The organism is Streptomyces sp. NPDC102258 (assembly GCF_055584685.1).
In genome coordinates this window covers 22,934-41,790 of sequence record NZ_JBVJLO010000008.1, presented here as the reverse complement: position 1 = coordinate 41,790, position 18,857 = coordinate 22,934, and the positions used below count along the sequence as shown (strand labels likewise).

The 18,857-nt window shown below is 75.1% G+C and carries 19 protein-coding genes; 10 read left to right on the top strand and 9 right to left on the bottom strand.

Going from position 1 to position 18,857, the window contains the following annotated elements; translation table 11 throughout:
* Window positions 1-4: 4 nt before the first annotated feature.
* Window positions 5-445, bottom strand: coding sequence for a hypothetical protein (locus ACZ6ZT_RS15490; protein ID WP_469719678.1), 441 nt, complete (start codon window positions 443-445; stop codon window positions 5-7).
* 229 nt (window positions 446-674) lie between these two features.
* On the opposite strand from ACZ6ZT_RS15490, the gene ACZ6ZT_RS15485 reads away from it, so the two are divergent.
* The 4 genes from ACZ6ZT_RS15485 (at window position 675) to fxsA (ending at window position 4,554) form a co-directional block, all read left to right on the top strand.
* Window positions 675-1,115 carry an Lrp/AsnC family transcriptional regulator gene (locus ACZ6ZT_RS15485; RefSeq protein ID WP_266581396.1) on the top strand — a complete coding sequence of 147 codons (441 nt, stop codon included), beginning with the start codon at window positions 675-677 and terminating at the stop codon, window positions 1,113-1,115.
* Window positions 1,116-1,182: 67 nt separating this feature from the next.
* A complete protein-coding gene (locus ACZ6ZT_RS15480; RefSeq protein WP_469719677.1) occupies window positions 1,183-2,793 on the top strand; it encodes an amidohydrolase in 1,611 nt (536 codons plus the stop codon).
* 312 nt (window positions 2,794-3,105) lie between these two features.
* Window positions 3,106-3,876, top strand: coding sequence for a polyprenol monophosphomannose synthase (locus ACZ6ZT_RS15475; RefSeq protein ID WP_469719676.1), 771 nt, complete (start codon window positions 3,106-3,108; stop codon window positions 3,874-3,876).
* A 93-nt stretch (window positions 3,877-3,969) separates the two neighbouring features.
* The gene (gene fxsA / locus ACZ6ZT_RS15470) at window positions 3,970-4,554 is read left to right on the top strand and encodes an FxsA family membrane protein (RefSeq protein ID WP_469719675.1); all 585 of its coding nucleotides are present in this window, start codon (window positions 3,970-3,972) and stop codon (window positions 4,552-4,554) included.
* Between the two features lie 95 nt (window positions 4,555-4,649).
* Here fxsA and ACZ6ZT_RS15465 read toward each other — a convergent pair whose 3' ends face one another.
* From ACZ6ZT_RS15465 to ACZ6ZT_RS15455, 3 genes are all read right to left on the bottom strand, one after another.
* The gene (locus ACZ6ZT_RS15465; protein WP_007262928.1) at window positions 4,650-5,024 is read right to left on the bottom strand and encodes an RNA polymerase-binding protein RbpA; all 375 of its coding nucleotides are present in this window, start codon (window positions 5,022-5,024) and stop codon (window positions 4,650-4,652) included.
* Window positions 5,025-5,339: 315 nt separating this feature from the next.
* Entirely contained in the window at window positions 5,340-6,713 is a 1,374-nt protein-coding gene (locus ACZ6ZT_RS15460; RefSeq protein WP_469719674.1) for an MFS transporter, read from the bottom strand.
* A gap of 66 nt (window positions 6,714-6,779) precedes the next feature.
* Window positions 6,780-7,550 (bottom strand): glycerophosphodiester phosphodiesterase, encoded by a 771-nt coding sequence (locus tag ACZ6ZT_RS15455; RefSeq protein ID WP_469719673.1) that lies wholly within the window; start codon window positions 7,548-7,550, stop codon window positions 6,780-6,782.
* Window positions 7,551-7,783: 233 nt separating this feature from the next.
* On the opposite strand from ACZ6ZT_RS15455, the gene ACZ6ZT_RS15450 reads away from it, so the two are divergent.
* The gene (locus ACZ6ZT_RS15450) at window positions 7,784-9,286 is read left to right on the top strand and encodes an SCO1417 family PLP biosynthesis transcription factor (RefSeq protein ID WP_469719672.1); all 1,503 of its coding nucleotides are present in this window, start codon (window positions 7,784-7,786) and stop codon (window positions 9,284-9,286) included.
* A 4-nt stretch (window positions 9,287-9,290) separates the two neighbouring features.
* Here the strand turns inward: ACZ6ZT_RS15450 and ACZ6ZT_RS15445 are convergent, their stop codons facing one another.
* Window positions 9,291-10,958 (bottom strand): P-loop NTPase family protein, encoded by a 1,668-nt coding sequence (locus ACZ6ZT_RS15445; protein WP_469719671.1) that lies wholly within the window; start codon window positions 10,956-10,958, stop codon window positions 9,291-9,293.
* 53 nt (window positions 10,959-11,011) lie between these two features.
* Window positions 11,012-11,206 carry a hypothetical protein gene (locus tag ACZ6ZT_RS15440; protein ID WP_266578360.1) on the bottom strand — a complete coding sequence of 65 codons (195 nt, stop codon included), beginning with the start codon at window positions 11,204-11,206 and terminating at the stop codon, window positions 11,012-11,014.
* 344 nt (window positions 11,207-11,550) lie between these two features.
* Here ACZ6ZT_RS15440 and ACZ6ZT_RS15435 point away from each other — a divergent pair, with 344 nt between their 5' ends.
* Window positions 11,551-11,964 (top strand): ankyrin repeat domain-containing protein, encoded by a 414-nt coding sequence (locus tag ACZ6ZT_RS15435; protein ID WP_469719670.1) that lies wholly within the window; start codon window positions 11,551-11,553, stop codon window positions 11,962-11,964.
* Window positions 11,965-12,344: 380 nt separating this feature from the next.
* Window positions 12,345-13,742: a HEAT repeat domain-containing protein gene (locus tag ACZ6ZT_RS15430; RefSeq protein WP_469719669.1), complete on the top strand. Its 1,398-nt coding sequence runs from the start codon at window positions 12,345-12,347 to the stop codon at window positions 13,740-13,742.
* 54 nt (window positions 13,743-13,796) lie between these two features.
* Here the strand turns inward: ACZ6ZT_RS15430 and ACZ6ZT_RS15425 are convergent, their stop codons facing one another.
* From ACZ6ZT_RS15425 to ACZ6ZT_RS15415, 3 genes are read right to left on the bottom strand one after another with little or no spacing between them, the layout of a single operon-like run.
* Window positions 13,797-14,657, bottom strand: coding sequence for a 5-oxoprolinase subunit C family protein (locus tag ACZ6ZT_RS15425; RefSeq protein ID WP_469719906.1), 861 nt, complete (start codon window positions 14,655-14,657; stop codon window positions 13,797-13,799).
* A gap of 5 nt (window positions 14,658-14,662) precedes the next feature.
* Window positions 14,663-15,280, bottom strand: coding sequence for a 5-oxoprolinase subunit B family protein (locus tag ACZ6ZT_RS15420; RefSeq protein WP_469719668.1), 618 nt, complete (start codon window positions 15,278-15,280; stop codon window positions 14,663-14,665).
* Window positions 15,277-16,065, bottom strand: a complete 789-nt coding sequence (locus ACZ6ZT_RS15415; protein WP_469719667.1) for a LamB/YcsF family protein — start codon at window positions 16,063-16,065, stop codon at window positions 15,277-15,279. The genes ACZ6ZT_RS15420 and ACZ6ZT_RS15415 overlap by 4 nt, the downstream gene beginning before the upstream one ends.
* A gap of 63 nt (window positions 16,066-16,128) precedes the next feature.
* On the opposite strand from ACZ6ZT_RS15415, the gene ACZ6ZT_RS15410 reads away from it, so the two are divergent.
* From ACZ6ZT_RS15410 to ACZ6ZT_RS15400, 3 genes are read left to right on the top strand one after another with little or no spacing between them, the layout of a single operon-like run.
* Window positions 16,129-17,679: a hypothetical protein gene (locus ACZ6ZT_RS15410; RefSeq protein WP_469719666.1), complete on the top strand. Its 1,551-nt coding sequence runs from the start codon at window positions 16,129-16,131 to the stop codon at window positions 17,677-17,679.
* Window positions 17,676-17,885, top strand: coding sequence for a hypothetical protein (locus ACZ6ZT_RS15405; RefSeq protein ID WP_469719665.1), 210 nt, complete (start codon window positions 17,676-17,678; stop codon window positions 17,883-17,885). The genes ACZ6ZT_RS15410 and ACZ6ZT_RS15405 overlap by 4 nt, the downstream gene beginning before the upstream one ends.
* On the top strand, window positions 17,882-18,802 hold the full coding sequence (locus ACZ6ZT_RS15400) for a hypothetical protein (protein ID WP_469719664.1): 921 nt from the start codon (window positions 17,882-17,884) through the stop codon (window positions 18,800-18,802). Before ACZ6ZT_RS15405 ends, ACZ6ZT_RS15400 begins: the two co-directional genes overlap by 4 nt.
* The last annotated feature ends 55 nt before the right edge of the window (window positions 18,803-18,857 follow it).

The following is an 18,857-nucleotide window of genomic DNA, read 5'->3' as shown; positions in this document are numbered from 1 at the left end:
AGCCTCAGGCGGCCTGCGCGTGCTGGCGCATCTGCGGCAGCGGGGCCGCCGCCGCCCGCACCGGACGCGAGCCCGGACCGCCGACGTGCGAGAAGGGCTGCGTCCGCCAGTCGAGCCCCTGCGGCAGGTCGAAGTGGATCACCGCCTCCAGCTCCCGCAGCTCCGGCTGCAGCAGGCCCACCGTGGGCAGCGCGTCCGAGACCGGCCGGCCCGTGCCCGCGCACACCGTGAGCCCGAAGGGGTTCCACGGGCTCAGGCACAGCGCGTGCTGCGGCAGGTGCTCCTCGTCGGCGACGAGGGCGATCGACTGGCCGCAGTCGGGGCAGATCGCGTGGTGGACGTCGAACTCCGCGTCGTCGAGGTAGTCCTCGTCGTCCGCGAACGCGGTATCGAGCGGTTCCGCGGGCTCCGGTTCGGTGCGACCGGTGCGCTTGGCGTTCAGCATGGATGTATTCCCCCTTGGGTGGGCCGGGGCGGGCAGTTTCTTCGGCCACGGCCACACCAAGCACTTCCCGCCGGGCGGCACGGGTAACCGCGCGAGGCCGCGGTACGCCCGCCCACCCCTGTGGCTTTGGTCACATGCCCGGCGCAGGTGCCACTTCCGGGCCACTTCCCCGTGGACACCGCTGTGCCTGGAGCGCTCCTGGGCCATAGGTTGAGCGGCTATGAGCGCAATGGAGGAGCTGGACCGCCAGATCGTGGATCTGCTCGTGCGGGACGGGCGGATGAGCTACACGGACCTGGGCAAGGCCACGGGCCTGTCCACGTCGGCGGTCCACCAGCGAGTACGCCGCCTGGAGCAGCGCGGCGTGATCCGCGGCTACGCGGCCGTCGTCGACCCGGAGGCCGTCGGGCTGCCCCTGACCGCCTTCATCTCGGTCAAGCCGTTCGACCCGAGCGATCCCGACGACATCGCCGAGCGGCTGGCCGGCGTACCCGAGATCGAGGCCTGCCACAGCGTCGCGGGCGACGAGAACTACATCCTCAAGGTCCGCGTGGCCACCCCGCTGGAGCTGGAGGACCTGCTGGGCCGGCTGCGCGCCCTGGCCCACGTCTCCACCCGCACCACCGTCGTCCTCTCCACCCCCTACGAGGCCCGCCCGCCCCGGATCTGATCCGGCCGGCCGCCGCGCCGCCCACCCCGGTCACGGGGCGGGCGGCCGAGGGGCGAGACTGGTCCCCATGACCGACCGCACCGCCCCCGCACCCGCCCGTACCGTCCTGCTGCGCGGAGGCGAGGTGCACAGCCCCGCCGACCCGTTCGCCACCGCGATGGTCGTCGAGCGCGGGCACGTCGCCTGGGTGGGCTCCGAGGGGGCCGCCGACGCCTTCGCGCGCGGCGTGGACGAGGTCGTCGACCTCGGCGGGGCGCTCGTGACCCCCGCCTTCACCGACGCCCACGTGCACACCACCTCCGCCGGACTCGCCCTCACCGGCCTCGACCTGACCGGCGCCCGCTCGCTCCCCGAGGCGCTGGAGCTCGTACGGGCGTACGCCGGGCGCCGCCCCGGGGACCGGGTGCTCCTCGGGCACGGCTGGGACGCCGCCCGCTGGCCCGAGCGGCGGCCCCCGCGCCGCGAGGAGCTGGACCGGGCCGCCGGGGGCCGTCCCCTGTACCTGAGCCGGATCGACGTGCACTCAGCCGTGGTCACCACCGCCCTGCTGGACCTCGTACCGGGCGTGGTCCCGCACGGGGACGAACCGCTGACCCGGGACGACCACCACGCCGTACGCCGGGCCGCGCTGGCCGCCGTCACCCCCGCCCAGCGCGCCGAGGCCCAGCGGGCCGCCCTGGACCGGGCCGCCTCCCTCGGCATCGGCTCGCTCCACGAGTGCGGCGGCCCCGCCATCTCCTCGCCCGAGGACTTCACCGCCCTGCTGGAGCTGGCCGGGGAGCGGCCCGGGCCGCGCGTCTTCGGCTACTGGGCCGACCGGGACCTCGCCCTCGCGAAGGAACTCGGCGCCGTCGGGGCCGCCGGCGACCTCTTCGTGGACGGCGCGCTCGGCTCGCACACCGCCTGCCTGCACGCCCCGTACGCCGACGCCGCCCACACCGGCGCCGCGTACCTGGACGCCCGCGACGTCGCCGACCACGTGGCCGCCTGCACCGAGGCCGGGCTGCAGGCCGGGTTCCACGCCATCGGGGACGCGGCCGTCGCCGCCGTCGTGGAGGGGATGCGGGCCGCCGCCGAGAAGGTCGGCCCGGAGCGGGTGCGGGCCGCCCGGCACCGCGTCGAGCACGCCGAGATGATGACCCCGGCCACCATCGCCGCCTTCGCCGAGCTCGGCGTCACCGCCTCCGTGCAGCCCGCCTTCGACGCCGCCTGGGGCGGGGCGGAGGGGATGTACGCGGACCGGCTCGGCGCGGAGCGCGCCCGCACCCTGAACCCGTACGCGGCGATGCTCAAGGCGGGCGTCCCGCTGGCCTTCGGCTCCGACGCGCCGGTCACCCCGCTCGACCCGTGGGGAACCGTCCGCGCGGCCGCCTTCCACCGCACCCCCGAGCACCGGATCTCCGTCCGGGCCGCCTTCGCCGCCCACACCCGGGGCGGCTGGCGGGCCCTCGGCCGGGACGACGCGGGCACCCTCGTGCCCGGCGCCCCCGCCGACTACGCGGTCTGGCAGACCGGGGAACTGGTGGTGCAGGCGCCCGACGACCGGGTCGCCCGCTGGTCCACCGACCCCCGCTCCGGCACCCCCGGACTGCCCGATCTGAGCCCCGGCCGGGAGCTGCCGGTGTGCCTGGCGACGGTCGTCGGCGGCCGGGAGGTATTCGTACGGCCACAGGGGTGATCCGCCCGGCCCCGGTTCGGTACGGGCGGCCGGACCCGGATAGGTTCGCCGGGTCCACCACAGGACGTCCGTGCCGGTGGGACCCGTCCGCTCAGCGCACCCGCGCCTCGGGGGCGAGGGAAGGTTTCGCCGGGCGGCGGGTGGCCCCGGGTCGGGGTCCGGCGGTCCAGTAGACAACGGGCACGGCGGCTCGCAGCCAGCGGGAGCCGGGTCCGGCCCGAAGGACCGTCGGCCCCGCTCGCTGTTCTAAAATCATCCTGCTGTGACGGGCCGGTCGAGGCCGGTCGGACGAGAAACACGCAAGGGGACTCAGTGAGCGACGGCGGACAGCGGACCTACGGGCCGCTCGGCACCACCCTGGTGATCATTCCGACGTACAACGAGGCCGAGAACATCGGCCTGATCACCGGCCGGGTGCGGGCGGCCGTGCCCGAGGCGCACATCCTGGTCGCCGACGACAACAGCCCCGACGGCACCGGCAAGCTCGCCGACGAGCTGGCCGCCGCCGACGACCACATCCACGTCATGCACCGCAAGGGCAAGGAAGGCCTCGGCGCCGCCTACCTCGCGGGCTTCGCCTGGGGCCTGGAACACGGCTACGGGGTCATCGTCGAGATGGACGCCGACGGCTCCCACCAGCCCGAGGAACTGCCCCGCCTGCTGACCGCGCTGGGCGGCGCCGACCTCGTCCTCGGCTCGCGCTGGGTGCCCGGCGGCCGGGTGGTCAACTGGCCCAAGAGCCGCGAGTTCCTCTCCCGGGGCGGGTCCACGTACTCCCGCCTGATGCTCGACGTCCCGATCCGCGACGTCACCGGCGGCTACCGCGCCTTCCGCCGCGCGACCCTGGAGGGGCTCGGGCTGGACGAGGTCGCCTCCGCCGGATACTGCTTCCAGGTCGACCTGGCCCGCCGGGCCGTCCGCAAGGGCTTCCACGTCGTGGAGGTGCCCATCACCTTCGTGGAGCGCGAGCTCGGCGACAGCAAGATGAGCAAGGACATCGTGGTCGAGGCCCTGTGGCGGGTGACCCAGTGGGGCGTCAAGGAGCGCGCGGCCAAGCTGGCCGGCGGCGGGCGCCGCGCCTGAGCGGCGCCCCCGCGCGGGGCCCGGGCCCCTTAGGGGATGTCCGGTACCTCCGGCTGAGGCCGCTTTTACCCCGGACCCGGCACACTGGTGGGTATGACGACCGGCATTTCGACGGCCCCCCGGCGGCGCTCGCCCGCCCGTACCTTCGTTCCCCTCGCGGTCGCCGCCTGGCTCATCCTGGAGATCTGGCTGCTCAGCCTGGTCGCCGGTGCGGCCGGCGGGCTGACCGTCGCCCTGCTGCTGGCGGGCGCGATGGTGCTGGGCGTGGTGGTCATCAAGCGCGCCGGCCGCCGGGCCTTCAAGAACCTCACCCGTACCTTCCAGCAGGCCCAGGCCCAGGCGATGACCGGCGAGGTGCCGGCCCCGCAGCCGGCCAAGGGCTCCGGCAACGGCATGACCATGCTGGCCGGTCTGCTGCTGATCATGCCCGGCCTGCTCTCCGACGCGGCGGGCCTGCTCCTGCTGCTGCCGCCCGTACGGGCCCTCGTCTCGCGCCGGGCCGAGAGCGCGCTGGAGCGCCGGGTGGCCGCGGCCGCGCCGGGCGGCTTCGGCGACGCCTACACGCGGGCGCGCATCCACTACCCGGACGGCAAGGTGGTCCCGGGCGAGGTCATCCGCGAGGACCGGCCCGAGGGCGGCCCGGACCACACCTCGTACCGCCCGCCGCTGGCCCCGTAGGCAAGCGTCGAACGGGCAAGCGCAAACGGGCAAGCCGAGGGGCCCCGCCACAGCTGTGGCGGGGCCCCTCGGCTTCTCGTGTGCTCAGTCCCCGGCTAGGCGGACTTGCGGCTGTCCCGCGGATGCACGGCGATGTTCATGGCGCCGGAGCGCAGGACGGCCAGCCTCTCGGCCAGCACCTCCTCCAACTCCTCGCGGGTGCGTCGCTCCATGAGCATGTCCCAGTGCGTTCGCGCAGGCTTGCCCTTCTTCTCTTCGGGCCCGTCCCCGTCCACCAGGAGTGCCATGGCGCCGCACGCCTTGCACTCCCACTCCGGCGGAATTTCTGCTTCTACCGAGAACGGCATCTCAAATCGATGTCCGTTCTGGCATGCGTACTCCACCGCCTGGCGCGGGGCCAGATCGATGCCGCGGTCCGTCTCGTAGCTGGTAACCACGAGCCGCGTACCGCGGAGAGCTCGCTCACTCATGAATCGTGCCTCCCGGGCTTAGTCGCCCACAGGACAGGTGTCGCTGTCGTCGTCATCCGGTCAACGTCCGGTCGGCGGTATAGATTCCCGCTCCGGGTCGTGCGTCGCCCGTCGTGCCGCCCCTTGTTGTACCCACCGGTGCCCGTTTTGTCACATCTGGCAGCAGATGTCACCCAACGTCCACACTTCCTAAGCGCGCAGTAACGGTCCGGCTGGCAGGCCAAAGGCGTACACTACCGGCCCTTCGCTTCAACGTCGAAATTCGTTCGGAATTCGTTCGTGGGTCCGGGTCCTTCCGGGTCCTTCCGGGGGCGCTCAGACGTGCAGGGGAACAGGATTCCCCGCCGCCTCCACCGCACGCCGCACCGGCACCCGCGCGAGCAGCACGAAACCCAGTGCGAAGAAGACCACCAACGAGATGATCGCGTCCCGGTAGCTGCCGGTCAGCTGGTACGTCAGCCCGAAGACCAGCGGCCCCACCCAGCTCAGCCCCCGGTCGCTCATCTCGTACGCGGAAAAATACTCCGCCTCCTTGCCCGCCGGCACCAGGTGCGAGAACAGCGACCGCGACAGCGCCTGGCTGCCGCCGAGCACCAGCCCGATCATCGCGGCCAGCGCGAAGAACCACACCGGCGTCCGCGCGGGCAGGAAGTACCCCGCCGCCAGCGTCAGCGCCCACGCGGCCAGCGAGCCGAGGATCGTCCGCTTCGCCCCGTACGTGAGGGCCAGCCGGCCCATCCCCAGCGCCCCGGCCACCGCCAGCACCTGGACCAGCAGCACCGCCACGATCAGCGTGGACTGCTCCAGCTCCAGCTCCTCCGAGCCGTACACCGAGGCCTGGGAGATCACCGTCTGCACGCCGTCGTTGTAGATCAGGTACGCGAGCAGGAAGGACAGGGTCAGCGGATAGCGCCGCATGTCCTTCAGCGTCGTCACCAGCTGCTTCCAGCCGCTGACCGCCGGGCCCGCGCCCGGCTCCCGCACCACCGCCCGGTCGCGCAGCCGGCGCAGCGGGATGACGGCGAACGCCCCCCACCACAGGCCGGCCGACGCCAGGCAGATCCGCACCGCCGCGCTCTCCGAGAGCCCGAAGGAGTCGTGCCCCTGGAACAGCACCAGGTTCAGCACCAGCACCAGGGCGCCCGAGGTGTAGCCGAAGGCCCAGCCGCGGGAGGAGACGGTGTCCCGCTCGTCGGGCGTGGAGATCTGCGGCAGGTAGGCGTTGTAGAGCACCATCGACAGCGAGAGCGAGGCGTTCGCGATCACCAGCAGCAGCCCGCCCAGCAGGTAGCGGTCCCCGTGCAGGAAGAACATCCCGGCCGTCGCCGCCGCCCCCGTGTACGCGGCCGCCGCGAGCAGCGGCTTCTTGCGGCCGGTCCGGTCCGCCATGGCCCCGATCAGCGGCATGATCAGCACGGCCACGATGACCGACGCCGACACCGAGTACGCGAAGTAGGCCCCGGCCCGGACCGGGATCCCCAGCGGGTGGACGTAGCCGTCCGGATCCGCCGCGGTCTTGGCCACCGAGGTCAGGTACGGCCCGAGGAAGACCGTGACGACGCTCGTCGAGTAGACCGAGCAGGCGAAGTCGTAGAAGTACCAGCCGTGCTGCTCCCGCTTGCGCGCGGCGGCGGCGGCTCTGCCGTCCTCCGCACCGGACTCCGCTTCGTTTTCCGTCCGCTCGCTCATGAGCGCCCCCTCGCTGGTCCCCGTACGCGCCGGCCGCCGCACCGGGCGCGGCGGCCCGCGGGCTCGTCAGGCCCAGGCCCCGCGCCGGTCCAGCACCGTGCGCAAGATGTCGATCCGGTCGGTCATGATGCCATCGACCCCCAGGTCGAGCAGCGACTCCATGCGTTCCGGTTCGTTCACGGTCCAGACGTGCACCTGGAGTCCCCGCTCGTGCGCGGCCCGTACGAAGCGCCGGTCGACCACCCGGATCCCGCCCTGGGTCTCCGGGACCTGCGCCGCCACCGCGCCCGCGCGCAGGGCCGCCGGGATCGCGAAGGACCGCAGCCGCAGCCCCATCACGCCGCGGACCCCGTACGAGGTCGCCAGCCGGGGGCCCGCGACCTTCTGCGCCCGCGCCACCCGGCTCTCCGAGAAGGAGCCCACGCACACCCGGTCCCAGACGCCGGCCCGCGCGATCAGGTTCACCAGCGGGTGCAGGGCCGACTCGTCCTTGACGTCCACGTTCCAGCGGGCCTCGGGGAACTCCTCCAGGAGGTCCTCGAACAGCGCCAGCGGCTCCGTCCCCGCCACCCGCGCCTCGCGCACCCGGCGCCAGGTCTGCGCGCGGATCCGGCCCCGGCCGTCGGTGACCCGGTCCAGCGTCGCGTCGTGGAAGGCCACCAGCTTGCCGTCGGCCGTCGCGTGCACGTCGGTCTCGAAGTACCGGTAGCCGGCGGCGGCCGCCCGGCGGAACGCGGTGGCGGTGTTCTCCAGCCCGTCCGCCGCTCCGCCGCGATGGGCGAAGGGGATCGGAGCCGGGTGGTCGAGGTAGGGATGGCGCAGGCGTACGTGGGTCACGGCCGCAGTATGCCCGCTGTGCCCCACGGGACGGGATCGTACGCATGGCTGCGAGGTGAACGACCGTGCGAGTGAGGGGCCGTTGGGGCCCGGAGGAGTCCCGCTGGACCGCAAGGGGACCCCTCTGGCCTCAATGGACCGCTGCGTGACACTCTGGGACCCGCGGAACCAATCCAATACCGGCCCGGGATCCCGCTCGCCCAGGCCAATGTGACGAAGGTGGACCGGACGCCATGGCTCAGTGGACCTCAGCGGTCGGCGCCTCACAGCTCGCCCGCCTCATCGGCTCCCAGCAGGAACGGCCCGGCGCCCCCGGTGCCCGCAAGTCGCCCGCCTACCGCATCCTCGCCGACGGCATCCGGCTGCTCGTCCTCGAAGGGCGCGTCCCCGTCGCCGCCCGGCTCCCCGCCGAGCGGGAACTGGCCGTCGCCCTCTCCCTCAGCCGCACCACCGTCGCCGCCGCGTACGAGGCCCTGCGCGGGGAGGGCTTCCTGGAGTCCCGCCGGGGCGCCGGCAGCTGGACCTCCGTACCGGCCGGGAACCCCCTCCCCGCCCGGGGCCTGGAGCCCCTGCCGCCCGAGTCCCTCGGTTCCATGATCGACCTCGGCTGCGCCGCCCTCCCGGCCCCCGAGCCCTGGCTCACCAAGGCCGTCCAGGGCGCGCTGGAGGAACTCCCGCCCTACGCGCACACCCACGGCGACTACCCGGCCGGACTGCCCGCGCTGCGCCGGATGCTCGCCGACCGCTACACCGAACGCGGCATCCCGACCATGCCCGAGCAGATCATGGTCACCACCGGCGCGATGGGCGCCATCGACGCCATCTGCAGCCTCTTCGCGGGCCGGGGCGAGCGGATCGCCGTCGAATCCCCCTCCTACGCCAACATCCTCCAGCTCATGCGCGCCGCCGGCGTCCGCCTGGTGCCGGTCGCGATGGGCGACGGCCTCAGCGGCTGGGACATGGACGTCTGGCGGCAGGTGCTGCGCGACGCCGCACCGCGCCTCGCGTACGTCGTCGCCGACTTCCACAATCCCACCGGGGCCCTCGCCTCCGAGGAGCAGCGGCGCGCCATGGTGGAGGCCGCCCGCTCCGCCGGGACCGTGCTGATCGCCGACGAGACGATGGCCGAACTCCAGCTCGACGCCCATCTGGCGATGCCGCGCCCGGTCTGCTCCTTCGACCCGGCCGGCTCCACCGTGATCACCGTCGGCTCCGCCAGCAAGGCCTTCTGGGCGGGGATGCGGATCGGCTGGGTCCGCGCGGCCCCCGACGTGATCCGCAGCCTGGTCGCGGCGCGCGCGTACGCCGACCTCGGCACACCGGTGCTGGAGCAGCTCGCGGTGAACTGGCTGATGCGCACCGGCGGCTGGGAGGAGGCCGTCGGGATCCGCCGCGAGCAGGCCCGCGGCAACCGGGACGCGCTCGTTGCGGCGGTGCGCCGGGAGCTGCCGGAGTGGGAGTTCGAGGTGCCGCTCGGCGGGCTGACCCTGTGGGCGCGGGCGGGCGGGCTGTCCGGGTCGCGGCTGGCGGAGGTGGGCGAGCGGGTCGGCGTCCGGGTGCCCTCGGGGCCCCGGTTCGGGGTGGACGGCGCCTTCGAGGGGTACGTCCGGCTGCCGTTCACCGTCGGCGGCCCGGTGGCCGAGGAGGCCGCCGCGCGGCTCGCGGCGGCGGCCCGGCTGGTCGGCACCGGAGCGGGCGGCAGCGGGGCGGAGCCGCCGCGCACGTTCGTCGCGTAAGGGCTCAGGGGAGGGGCGGACGGCTTACGGGGGCCTCCGCCGTGACCTCCGGGGCCTCGACCGCCCCCGCCGTCTCGATCGCGGGGCCCTGCGCCTGCGCCGGGGGCTGGGCCTGGAGCGGCTCGGCCGGTTTCGCGTGGTCCGGCGCGCCGCCCGCGGGCGCCGCCCGCCGCTCCGGCAGCAGTTCCAGCACCGCCTGGCGGTGGGCGGGCCGGGTGCCGTCGTCGTACGGGTCCGGGGTGGCCGGTACCTGGAGCCGGTGCACCGGCCCGGTGCCGAGGCGCGCGTACCCGCGGCCGGGCGGCAGCTGCGCGGGCGCGGTGGTGTGCGGGGGCAGCCCCAGGACGTCGGCGATCTGCTGGACCGGCGCCGGCCCGAGGACGACCCGGGCCCGAGTGTGCTGCCAGACGGCGTCGTGCAGCAGCTCCAGGTGGTCGAACTGCTCGGCCACCACCACCGTGATGTGCGCGGCCCGCCCGTGCCGCAGCGGCACCTGGAGCTGAGTGAGGGGGTCCGGGCGGCCGTCGGCGGCGGCGAGGTGGGTGAGCACGCTGGGGCGGTCCAGCAGGATCCACAGCGGCCGCCGCGCGTCGTCGGGCGCCGGGCGGTCCGCCTCGCGGGCCCGGTGGGTGGCGATCAGCCGGCGTTCCGTCTCGTGGGCGGCCCATTCGAGGGTGGCCAGCGCTCCGCTCGGACCGCACTCGACGGCGAGCACGCCCGCGCGGCCGGTCAGGAAGGCGTACTCCCCGCTGCCGCCGCCCTCGACGATCATGACGTCGCCGCCGTGGCGCAGGGCCTGGAGCGCGATGGAGCGCAGCAGGGTGGAGGTGCCGCTGCCGGGCTGGCCGACGGCCAGCAGGTGCGGTTCGGTGGAGCGGGGGCCGGTCCGCCAGATCACGGGCGGCACGTCGCGGGCCTCGCCGTCCTCGGTCACGGGCAGGGTGCGCCGCACTCCCGCCGGGTCCGTGAAGCCGAGTACGGTCTCGCCCGGCGAGGTCACGAAGGGCTGGGCGGTGATCCCGGTGGGCAGTGCCGCGAGGACGCGCAGGTCGAGCTGGTTGCCCTCCTCGTCCCAGTCGAAGCGGTATTCGCGTCCGCGCCCGGACTTGGCGTGCAGCAGTGCCTCGATCCGGGCCCGGGACGCGGCCTCACCGTCGGTGAAGTAGGCCGGGTAGCGGATGCGGAGCCGGGTGACGCGGCCCGCCTCGTCGAACGCGTGGTCGCTGAAGGCCTCGTCCCAGTCCCCGCCGTGGGTGAAGAGCGGGCTGGGGTCCTCCGGGATGGAGAAGTACGGCACGAGGGCTTCGTAGAGGGAGCCGAGCCGTTCGGTCTCGGCCTCGCTGGGCCCGGTGCGCACCTGCGTGCGCGCGCGTCCCTGCCAGGCCGCCGCCGCCATGAGGGTGATCAGGGCGAGGAGGGGGCCGTAGGGGACGACCGCGAGCGCGAGGACGACGGCGGCTCCCAGGAACAGCGCGGGGCCGCGCTTGTCCTTGGGAGTCGCGGCCCACCGCCGTCGCCCGGCCACGGCCAGGACGCGCAGGCCGCGTCCGATGGTGAGGAGCGGATGGAGGACGTCCGTGGCGCTGTCGGCGGCCGTGCGGGCGAGGTCGCGGCCCCGGGCGAGCGACGCGGTGCCGCTGCTGAGGATGCGGGGGAGTGGGCGCCGGGCCACGGTCGTCTCCTGGAGTCGTGGTGGTGCGGGGACGGTGTGCGGTCGGGGGCGGCCTAGAGCTTGATCCCGCCGAGCAGGCTCGCGAGGCTCGCCGTGCTCGCCGTGATGCTCGGGGCGATGGCGGAGCCGGCGAGGAAGAACCCGAAGAGCGCGCACACGACCGCGTGCGTGGCCTTCATGCCGTCCTTCTTGAAGAAGAGGAAGCAGATGATGCCGAGCAGGACGACACCTGAAATGGACAAGACCATGAGACTTCTCCTGGTGGGTGGGGACGGTCACCATCAGTACTTCCAGGCTCACAGGAAGTATCAATGCGACAAAAGGTGTATACGGGTGAATCCGCAGGTTTTTCACTTGACCGGCCCACCCCGGCTGGCGCGTCCGGCGCCCGGGGTGTCGGGGGACACCGCCGCCGCCATCCTTGCCGCGGTCCGCGCCCGTCATGTCCCGGAACGGGCGCTACCCTGTCGATTCACCCGTACGGACGCAGCGCCGTACGCCCCCCTGCCCGTCCGGCCCGGGGAAACCGCTGCCCCGGCGGCGAGCGGTACGAGCAGCGCACACGAACAGCGAGTGAAAGGCGGCACCACCGATGAGCGAGCACCAGGACCACGCGGCCGACGCTCCCGACGCGGACGTCATCGAGCTGGCCACCAAGATCTTCGACCTCGCCCGCCAGGGTGAGACCGCGACGCTGACCGCCTACCTCGACGCCGGCGTCCCCGCGAACCTCACCAACGACCGCGGCGACACCCTCGTCATGCTCGCCGCCTACCACGGTCACGCCGACGCCGTCACCGCCCTGCTGGTCCGCGGCGCCGAGGCGGACCGCGCCAACGACCGCGGCCAGACCCCGCTCGCCGGAGCCGTCTTCAAGGGCGAGGAGGCCGTCATCCGCGCCCTGCTCGCCGGCGGGGCCGACCCGAACGCCGGAACGCCCTCCGCCGTGGACACGGCCCGCATGTTCGCCAAGGCCGACCTGCTGGAACTCTTCGGAGCCAAGTAGTCCGTTTTTTTCCGGGCCGCGCCCGGCCGGGACCGGCTCAGGACCGTGCCAGGACCGGGCCGGGACCGGTCGGAGGACCTCACGGCTTGGTCACGGCGCCCATAAATGTGGTCGCGGCGCACAAACCGCCTGGGTCATCATGGCGACGGATTCGATTCGCGAACATGACGGACGGGCAGGAGCGGGCTGGACACCTGGACACCACAGAGGTCCCCCCCACCCCTGCCGTCCCGGCCGGCAGGCGCGAAGCACCGACGAGAGTGAGAAGGCAATGGTCTACATCGAGCGGAACATGACGGCGGACGTCCTCACGTGCTGTTACGCGGCCCTGTGAATCCCGATTCCCGGTTGCGTCCCCAGCTTGATTTGAGGCCATTCCCATGTTCGAACCAGTCATAGCGCCAAGCGGCACCCTGCTCGGGCTCCTCCAGCGGGGCCGCGGCGACGGCACGCTGCACGCCCTGGCGGCGCCCCGGCCGGAGGCCCTCGCGGCGCTCGACCAGTGCGTGCTCCGCGACCCGCGCCAGGACTGGCAGGTCGAGAACCGCTCCCTGTACTACGCCCGGCTCTACCTCGACCTCGACGGCCCCCTCGGCGCGATCGAGGCCCACCTCTTCGGCGCCGACGACCTCGTCGACGAGGACGACCACCGGACGGGCCTCGCCCTGTCCGTCCTCGGTCACCTCGCCTCGTACGGCCGCGACGACGCGCTCATGCTGCTGCGCCGCTACGCCGCCCACGGCGCCAACTGGGCCTGGGCCCTGGACGAACTCGCCCTGCGCGACGACGACGAGGGACTGCGCTCCCTCGCCGACCCCGTCCTCGCCCGGTTCCCCGCCACCGCCGAGGGCGAGGCGCGGCTGGCCGCCGCCGTCCGCGACGCCTACGAGCCCCGCCCCTGGTGTCTGTGGGAGGAGACCCCGCGGTACGGGGAGCGCCTGCGCGCCGCCCGCCAGCAGGGCTCCTTCGACCGCTGGCAGCGCCAGCTGACCCCGAACGGCCCCCGGCCCGGCTGGGGCGTCCAGGCCGTGTTCGACTGGGCCGCCGACGGCCTGCGCCGCGGCACCCCGCTGCACGTACCCGCCGCCCGCTGCCTTGCCGCCGTGGCCGCGCCCGAGGACCGCGCCGCGATCCTCGCGGCCGCCGCCGGAGCCGACGGCGAGGCCGCCCGGGCCACCGCCCTGCACCACCTCGTCCTCGCCGAACCGGACAACCCGGCCGTCCTGGACCTCATCGAAGCCGCCGGGGACGAACCGGCGGTGGCCGCCTACGAGCGCATGTGCGGCCCGGCCGCCCTGGACCGGGCCCGGATGTGGGTACACCGCCCCGACGCCCTCGGAGCGGCCGCCGCGGCCCTCCTGGCGGCCCGCGGCGGAGCCGACGACGCCGCCCTCGTCCTCGGCGCCCTGCGCTCCACCGTCCGGGGCTCCGGCCCCGACTCCCTGCGGCTCTACGCGCTGGTCGACGGCGCGGGCCGGCTCTCCATCGGCTGCGCCGCGCCCGTGCTGCGGCACATCTACCGCGAGACGGCCTCCTCCCACCTGCGCGGCCGCGCCGCCCGGGCCCTGGCCAGCACGGACCCCTCCTTCGCGGCCGGCTTCGCCGTCGAGTGCCTCTGGGACTGTGAGGAGACCACCCGCGAGGTGGCCGCCCGCCACGCCGAAACGGCCGACGCCCGCGTCGCCCCGCGCCTGCGCCGCCTGGCGACGGACCCGGCGGAGGAAGAGGACGTCCAGTCGGCGGTCCGCAGCCGCATCACCCCGGAGTCGGCGGTGTAACCCCTTCCGGCCCGCCGCAGGACGCCCCCACCACCGCAAGGCCCCCTCCGGCTGTCAGGGGGGTGTCGCCACGAAGCGGAGTGGGGTGCCGGGGCGGGCCTGGGCCGCCGCGTTCAAGGGTGGGCCCGGGGGCACCACGCCGGCCACCGGATAGCCGCCCGTGACCGGGTGGTCGGCCAGGAAGAGGACCGGGAGGCCGTCCGGGGGGATCTGGAGCGCGCCCAGGACCATGCCCTCGCTCGGGAGTTCCCCGGGGCGCGAGCGGGTCAGCGGAGGCCCCGCCTCCGTGCGCAGGCCGATGCGGTTCGAGGCCGCCGCCACCCGGTAGCGGGCCGACAGCAGCCGGGCCAGCGAGTCCCGGGTGAACCAGTCGGCCCGGGGCCCCAGCCGCAGCGGCAGCACCAGCTCGGCCGGCGCCCCCGGCAGCGGCGCGACGTCGGCCCCCGGCACCGGATCCGGGCCGGGCGGGCCGACCGGGAGGACCGTGCCCCCGGTCAGCGGCGGCGGGCCGAGCCCCGAGAGCAGGTCGGTCGCGCGGCTGCCCAGCACCGGCGGGACGCAGAACCCACCCCGCACCGCGAGGTAGCCGCGCAGGCCCGACTCCGCCCGGCCCACGTCCAGCTCCGCACCCGCCCGCAGCCGGACCGGCGCACCCCAGGCCGCCGGCCGCCCTGAGATCCGTACGGCACAAGGAGCCCCGGTGACGGCCACCGTCACCGCGGTCAGGGCCCGCAGGGTGACCCCGTCGAAGGTCGTCTCCAGGGTGGCGGCGCCGTCCGGGTTGCCCAGCAGCCGGTTGGCCAGGGCGTGCGCGGCCGTGTCCAGGGCGCCCGAGCGGGGCACGCCCAGGTGCGCGTACCCGGGGCGGCCCAGGTCCTGCACGGTCGTCAGCGCGCCCGGCCGCAGCACCAGCAGCCCGCTCACGCCCCCGCCTCCCTGAACCGCACCCGCACCCCGGGCGCGAACAGCGCCGCCGGCTCCCGCGCCGGGTCCCACAGCACGGCGTCGGTGGTGCCGATCAGCTGCCAGCCGCCGGGGGAGGAGCGCGGGTACACCCCCGCGTACTCCCCGGCCAGCGCCAGCGAGCCCGCCGGGACGGCCGTACGGGGCGTGGCGCGGCGGGGCAGGCGCAGCCGTTCCGGGAGGCCGGTCAGGTAGCCGAAGCCGGGCGCGAACCCGCAGAAGGCCACCCGGAAGACGATCCCCCCGACCAGCCCCGGCACCTCCCCGGGCGTCACCCCCCAGGCCCCGGCCACCTCCGCGAGGTCCGGCCCGTCGTACCGCACCGGGACGGTGACCAGCGGCCCCTCGGACTCCGCGAGCGGCGCCACCTCCCAGCCCGCGATCCGCGCCGCCAGCGCCGCCGGCCGCGCCACCCCGTCCAGCAGGACGGTCCGCGCGGCCGGCACCACCTCCCGTACGGGGCCCAGCTCGCCCGCGTCCCGGCGGCGCAGCAGCTCGGCGTGCAGGGCGGCCACCTCGGCGGCGGTGTCGACCTCGACCAGCAGCGCCGCGTCCCCGACCAGCAGCGTCCTCACGCGAAGGCCTCCACCCGGATCCCGGCCCCGGCCAGCGCCGCCCGCACCCGCCGGGCCAGCTCCGCCGCGCCCGGGGTGTCCCCGTGCACGCACAGCGAGCGGGCCGCCACCGCGATCCGGCTCCCGTCGGCGGCCGCCACCGCCCCGTCGGCGGCCATACCCACCGCCCGCGCCACCACCGCGTCCGGGTCGTGCACCACCGCCCCCGGCTCCCCGCGCGGCACCAGCGTCCCGGCCGGGGTGTACGCCCGGTCGGCGAAGGCCTCCGGTACGGCCGCGAGCCCGGCCTCCCCGGCGGCGGCCAGCAGCAGCGACCCGGGCAGCCCCAGCACCGGCAGCCCGGCCTCCCCGGCGGCGAGCCGGACGCCGGCCACGACCGCCGCCGCCTGCCCCGCGTCGTGGACCGTGCGGTTGTACAGCGCGCCGTGCGGCTTCACGTACGCCACCCGGGACCCGGCCGCCCGCGCGAACACCTCCAGCGCCCCGATCTGGTAGGCGACCTCGTCCGCCAGCTCCTGCGGCGGCACGTCCATCGCCCTGCGCCCGAAGCCCGCCAGATCGCGGTACGAGACCTGCGCGCCGATCCGTACGCCGCGCGCGGCGGCCCGCTCGCAGACGCGGCGCATGATCGACGGATCGCCCGCGTGGAAGCCGCAGGCCACGTTCGCGCTCGTGACGACCGACAACAGCGCCTCGTCGTCGGTCAGCGTCCACCGGCCGAAGCCCTCGCCCAGGTCGGCGTTGAGGTCGATCGCGGCCGGGGGAGGTGTGATCATGGAAGCCATGCCGCGAGCGTAGATCAGGGCACGCGCGCACCTCCACGACGGCGGGGACGATCCGGCCGAACCATGCCGTTTGGGATGTTGTCCGTGTCACCGCCTAGTCTTTCCGTCGTGACTCTCCCCGCCCCGGCGAAGACCCTTCCGTCCCCGGCGCCGGGCCCCGCCGCCGACGAGGGCCTGGCCCGGCGGCTGCGCGCCCTCGCCTGCACCGCCCCGCTGCACGACCTCGACGTACGCAAGGCCAATCTGGCCGGCGAGTACGGGGTCTACGCCATGGCGGAGGTCGCGCTGTCCGCGATCGACCTCGTCACGCTCACCATGGACTTCGACACCGGCGCCGACCACGAGCAGATGGTGACCCGGCTGCTGCCGCGCGTCGCCGCCCAGGCCCCGCAGCGCCCGGCCGCCGAACACGAGCGGGTCGCGCGCTGGGTGCTGGAGAACCTGATCAACGTGGGCAGCGTGGACCGCGGCTTCCGCGCGATCTACGGCACCTTCGGCCCCGACGGCGTGTACGTGCGCCGGGACTACGACTTCAAGCTGATCGAAGAGGTCCCGGGCCACGGCGGCGCCGTCTACCTGCGCACCACGGACGAGGCCGTCAACGTCCTCGTCGGCGCCCTGGACACCGACGTCACCAGCGCCCAGATCGCCGCCGAGGTCAAGCTGGAGGTGCTGATCAGCCGCGGCCGGCTCGCGGACGCGCAGCTCGCCGCCGAGCAGGCCCGCTACCGCACCGTGCAGTACGCGGAGACGCTGCGCCGCACGCTGGACGCGACGCGGCGCAACGTCCGCGCGGTGGACTGGCTCCAGGCCGTGCCGGACATGATCGCCGAGGCCCTCGACCACGTCGCCGACCGCTACCGGCACGAGAACGCGATCCTCACCAACATCCGCAAGGCCCGCGACGAGGCGGAGGACCCCGACAACAAGCGGCGCGCCGCCGAGCTCGTCGACATCGTCAAGGACTGCATCCGCCGCCACACCCAGCTCCAGTCCCGGCTGCTGGACGCCGGCCCGCTCTTCCGCGCCGAACAGGACCGGCAGGCTTTCGCCGCGCCCGCCGCGCGCTCCGGCATCGACCTGTACGGGCAGCTCGTGGCCCCGCTGCTGCCGCTGCCACTGGAGCACGCCACCCGGGTCACCGACGCCTTCTTCGCGGCGGGCACCGGGCTGCGCACGCCCGTCTCCGTGCGGGTCGGCGACCTGGTGGAGATCCTGCTGACCCCGCCGGTGGAGCGGGAGCACCTCGGCGCGGAGATGCCGGAGCCCGACCTCATCGCCACTCCGGACGACAGCCGCTTCAGCGAGGAGCAGCTCACGGCGGCGACCCGGCTGCTGGACCTCCCGCACGACGCCCCCCGCCGGCTGTCCGGGCTGCTCGCCGAGGCGCGGCGCGCGGACGCCGAGCTGCCGTACCTGGTGGCGCTGCTGGCCGTGCACGCGGCGAGCCCGGCCGTGGGGACGGCGTACCGGCAGGGCGAGGAGCGGATGCTGTTCGCGGTGGACGACGGCACGGAGCTGGACGACCCGGAGTTCGGCGGCGCGGACCTCATCGTCGGCACCGCCCTCCTGGACGCCGCCGGCATGGCCGCGGCCCGCGCGGAGCCGTCATGACCGGCTCCCTCCCGCATGGGCCCGCCGCCCGGCGGGTCGACACCGCCCGGCGTCGGCCCCAGGAGCCGGGCCCCGCCTGGACCGGAACCCCTGAGGGCGGCACCCCCCGCACCCGGACCCCGGGTAGCCGCACCACCCGCACCCGCACCCGCACCACTCGCACCCGCACCCGCACCACCCGTACCGCCGAGGAGAGCCACCCGTGAGCGACCACCGCGCCGAGTACACCGCGTGGAGCGAGGGGCAGCCCGCGTGGAGCGAGCCCGACGCGCCGGCGGGCCCCGTCGCGCCCGCCCCCGCAGGGGTGACGCCCGCCGACGCCGCCGACGCGGCCCGGCTCGTCGCCTTCGGGCTCCAGCCGAAGCTGCTGCCCGCCCGCGACGCGGAGTACGCCGAACTGCTGCGCCGCTACCGCGAGGAGCCCGCCTTCGGGCGGCTCGCCGACGCCGTCGCCACCGGCCTCGGCCTCGTCGTGCTGGAGGTGTCCCCCCGGGCCGGGATGGCCGTCGCCGCCGGCGAGGACTCCGTCTTCGCCGTCCGCATGGGCGACTACGCCCGCCGCACCGCCGCCGACGGCGGCGACCGGTTCCTGCACGGCCTCGCCCACCTCGCCGTCGCCGCCCTCGCCTTCCCCCGCCCCGAGGACCTCGCCGACGACGGCTACATCGGCCGGATCACCGTCAACGGCGTCGACTCCTTCGTCCGGCAGACCTGCCGCCGCCTGGAGGAGCGCGCCGAGGAACTCGGCGAGAACACCGACCCCGCCACCGACGCCCCCGGCCTGGAGGCCGCCTGGCGGGTCTACGCCCGCCGCAGCGCGACCGGCGCCACCAAGGACGCTCGCCGCCTGGCCGGTTCCACCACCGGCATCGTCGGCAAGGCCGCCGCCTTCCTCACCGAATCCGGCTTCCTCCAGCGCACCGGCGACGACGCCGGCGGCACCTACCGCACCACCCCCCGCTACCAGCTCCAGGTCCGCGACATGGCGGGCAGCGCGGCCATGGCCGAACTCCTCGAACTGGGCGTGGTCCCCGTCGGCGACGGCACCGCCACCCTCCTGCCGCCGCCCGAGGGCGACGACCTGGAGCTCGCCGCCGACGCCGGCCTGCCCTTCCACGCCTGAGCCCGGCCCGAGCACCGATCCCCGTACGCACCACGAGAGACCGCGAGAACCCGCC

What these genes read in the sequence shown, in the direction of transcription:
- ACZ6ZT_RS15490 (WP_469719678.1), bottom strand. Translation starts at nt 445, where the DNA reads ATGCTGAACGCCAAGCGCACCGGTCGCACCGAACCGGAGCCCGCGGAA.
- ACZ6ZT_RS15485 (WP_266581396.1), top strand. Translation starts at nt 675, where the DNA reads ATGGAGGAGCTGGACCGCCAGATCGTGGATCTGCTCGTGCGGGACGGG.
- ACZ6ZT_RS15480 (WP_469719677.1), top strand. Translation starts at nt 1,183, where the DNA reads ATGACCGACCGCACCGCCCCCGCACCCGCCCGTACCGTCCTGCTGCGC.
- fxsA (WP_469719675.1), top strand. Translation starts at nt 3,970, where the DNA reads ATGACGACCGGCATTTCGACGGCCCCCCGGCGGCGCTCGCCCGCCCGT.
- ACZ6ZT_RS15465 (WP_007262928.1), bottom strand. Translation starts at nt 5,024, where the DNA reads ATGAGTGAGCGAGCTCTCCGCGGTACGCGGCTCGTGGTTACCAGCTAC.
- ACZ6ZT_RS15460 (WP_469719674.1), bottom strand. Translation starts at nt 6,713, where the DNA reads ATGAGCGAGCGGACGGAAAACGAAGCGGAGTCCGGTGCGGAGGACGGC.
- ACZ6ZT_RS15450 (WP_469719672.1), top strand. Translation starts at nt 7,784, where the DNA reads ATGGCTCAGTGGACCTCAGCGGTCGGCGCCTCACAGCTCGCCCGCCTC.
- ACZ6ZT_RS15440 (WP_266578360.1), bottom strand. Translation starts at nt 11,206, where the DNA reads ATGGTCTTGTCCATTTCAGGTGTCGTCCTGCTCGGCATCATCTGCTTC.
- ACZ6ZT_RS15435 (WP_469719670.1), top strand. Translation starts at nt 11,551, where the DNA reads ATGAGCGAGCACCAGGACCACGCGGCCGACGCTCCCGACGCGGACGTC.
- ACZ6ZT_RS15430 (WP_469719669.1), top strand. Translation starts at nt 12,345, where the DNA reads ATGTTCGAACCAGTCATAGCGCCAAGCGGCACCCTGCTCGGGCTCCTC.
- ACZ6ZT_RS15415 (WP_469719667.1), bottom strand. Translation starts at nt 16,065, where the DNA reads ATGGCTTCCATGATCACACCTCCCCCGGCCGCGATCGACCTCAACGCC.
- ACZ6ZT_RS15410 (WP_469719666.1), top strand. Translation starts at nt 16,129, where the DNA reads ATGCCGTTTGGGATGTTGTCCGTGTCACCGCCTAGTCTTTCCGTCGTG.
- ACZ6ZT_RS15405 (WP_469719665.1), top strand. Translation starts at nt 17,676, where the DNA reads ATGACCGGCTCCCTCCCGCATGGGCCCGCCGCCCGGCGGGTCGACACC.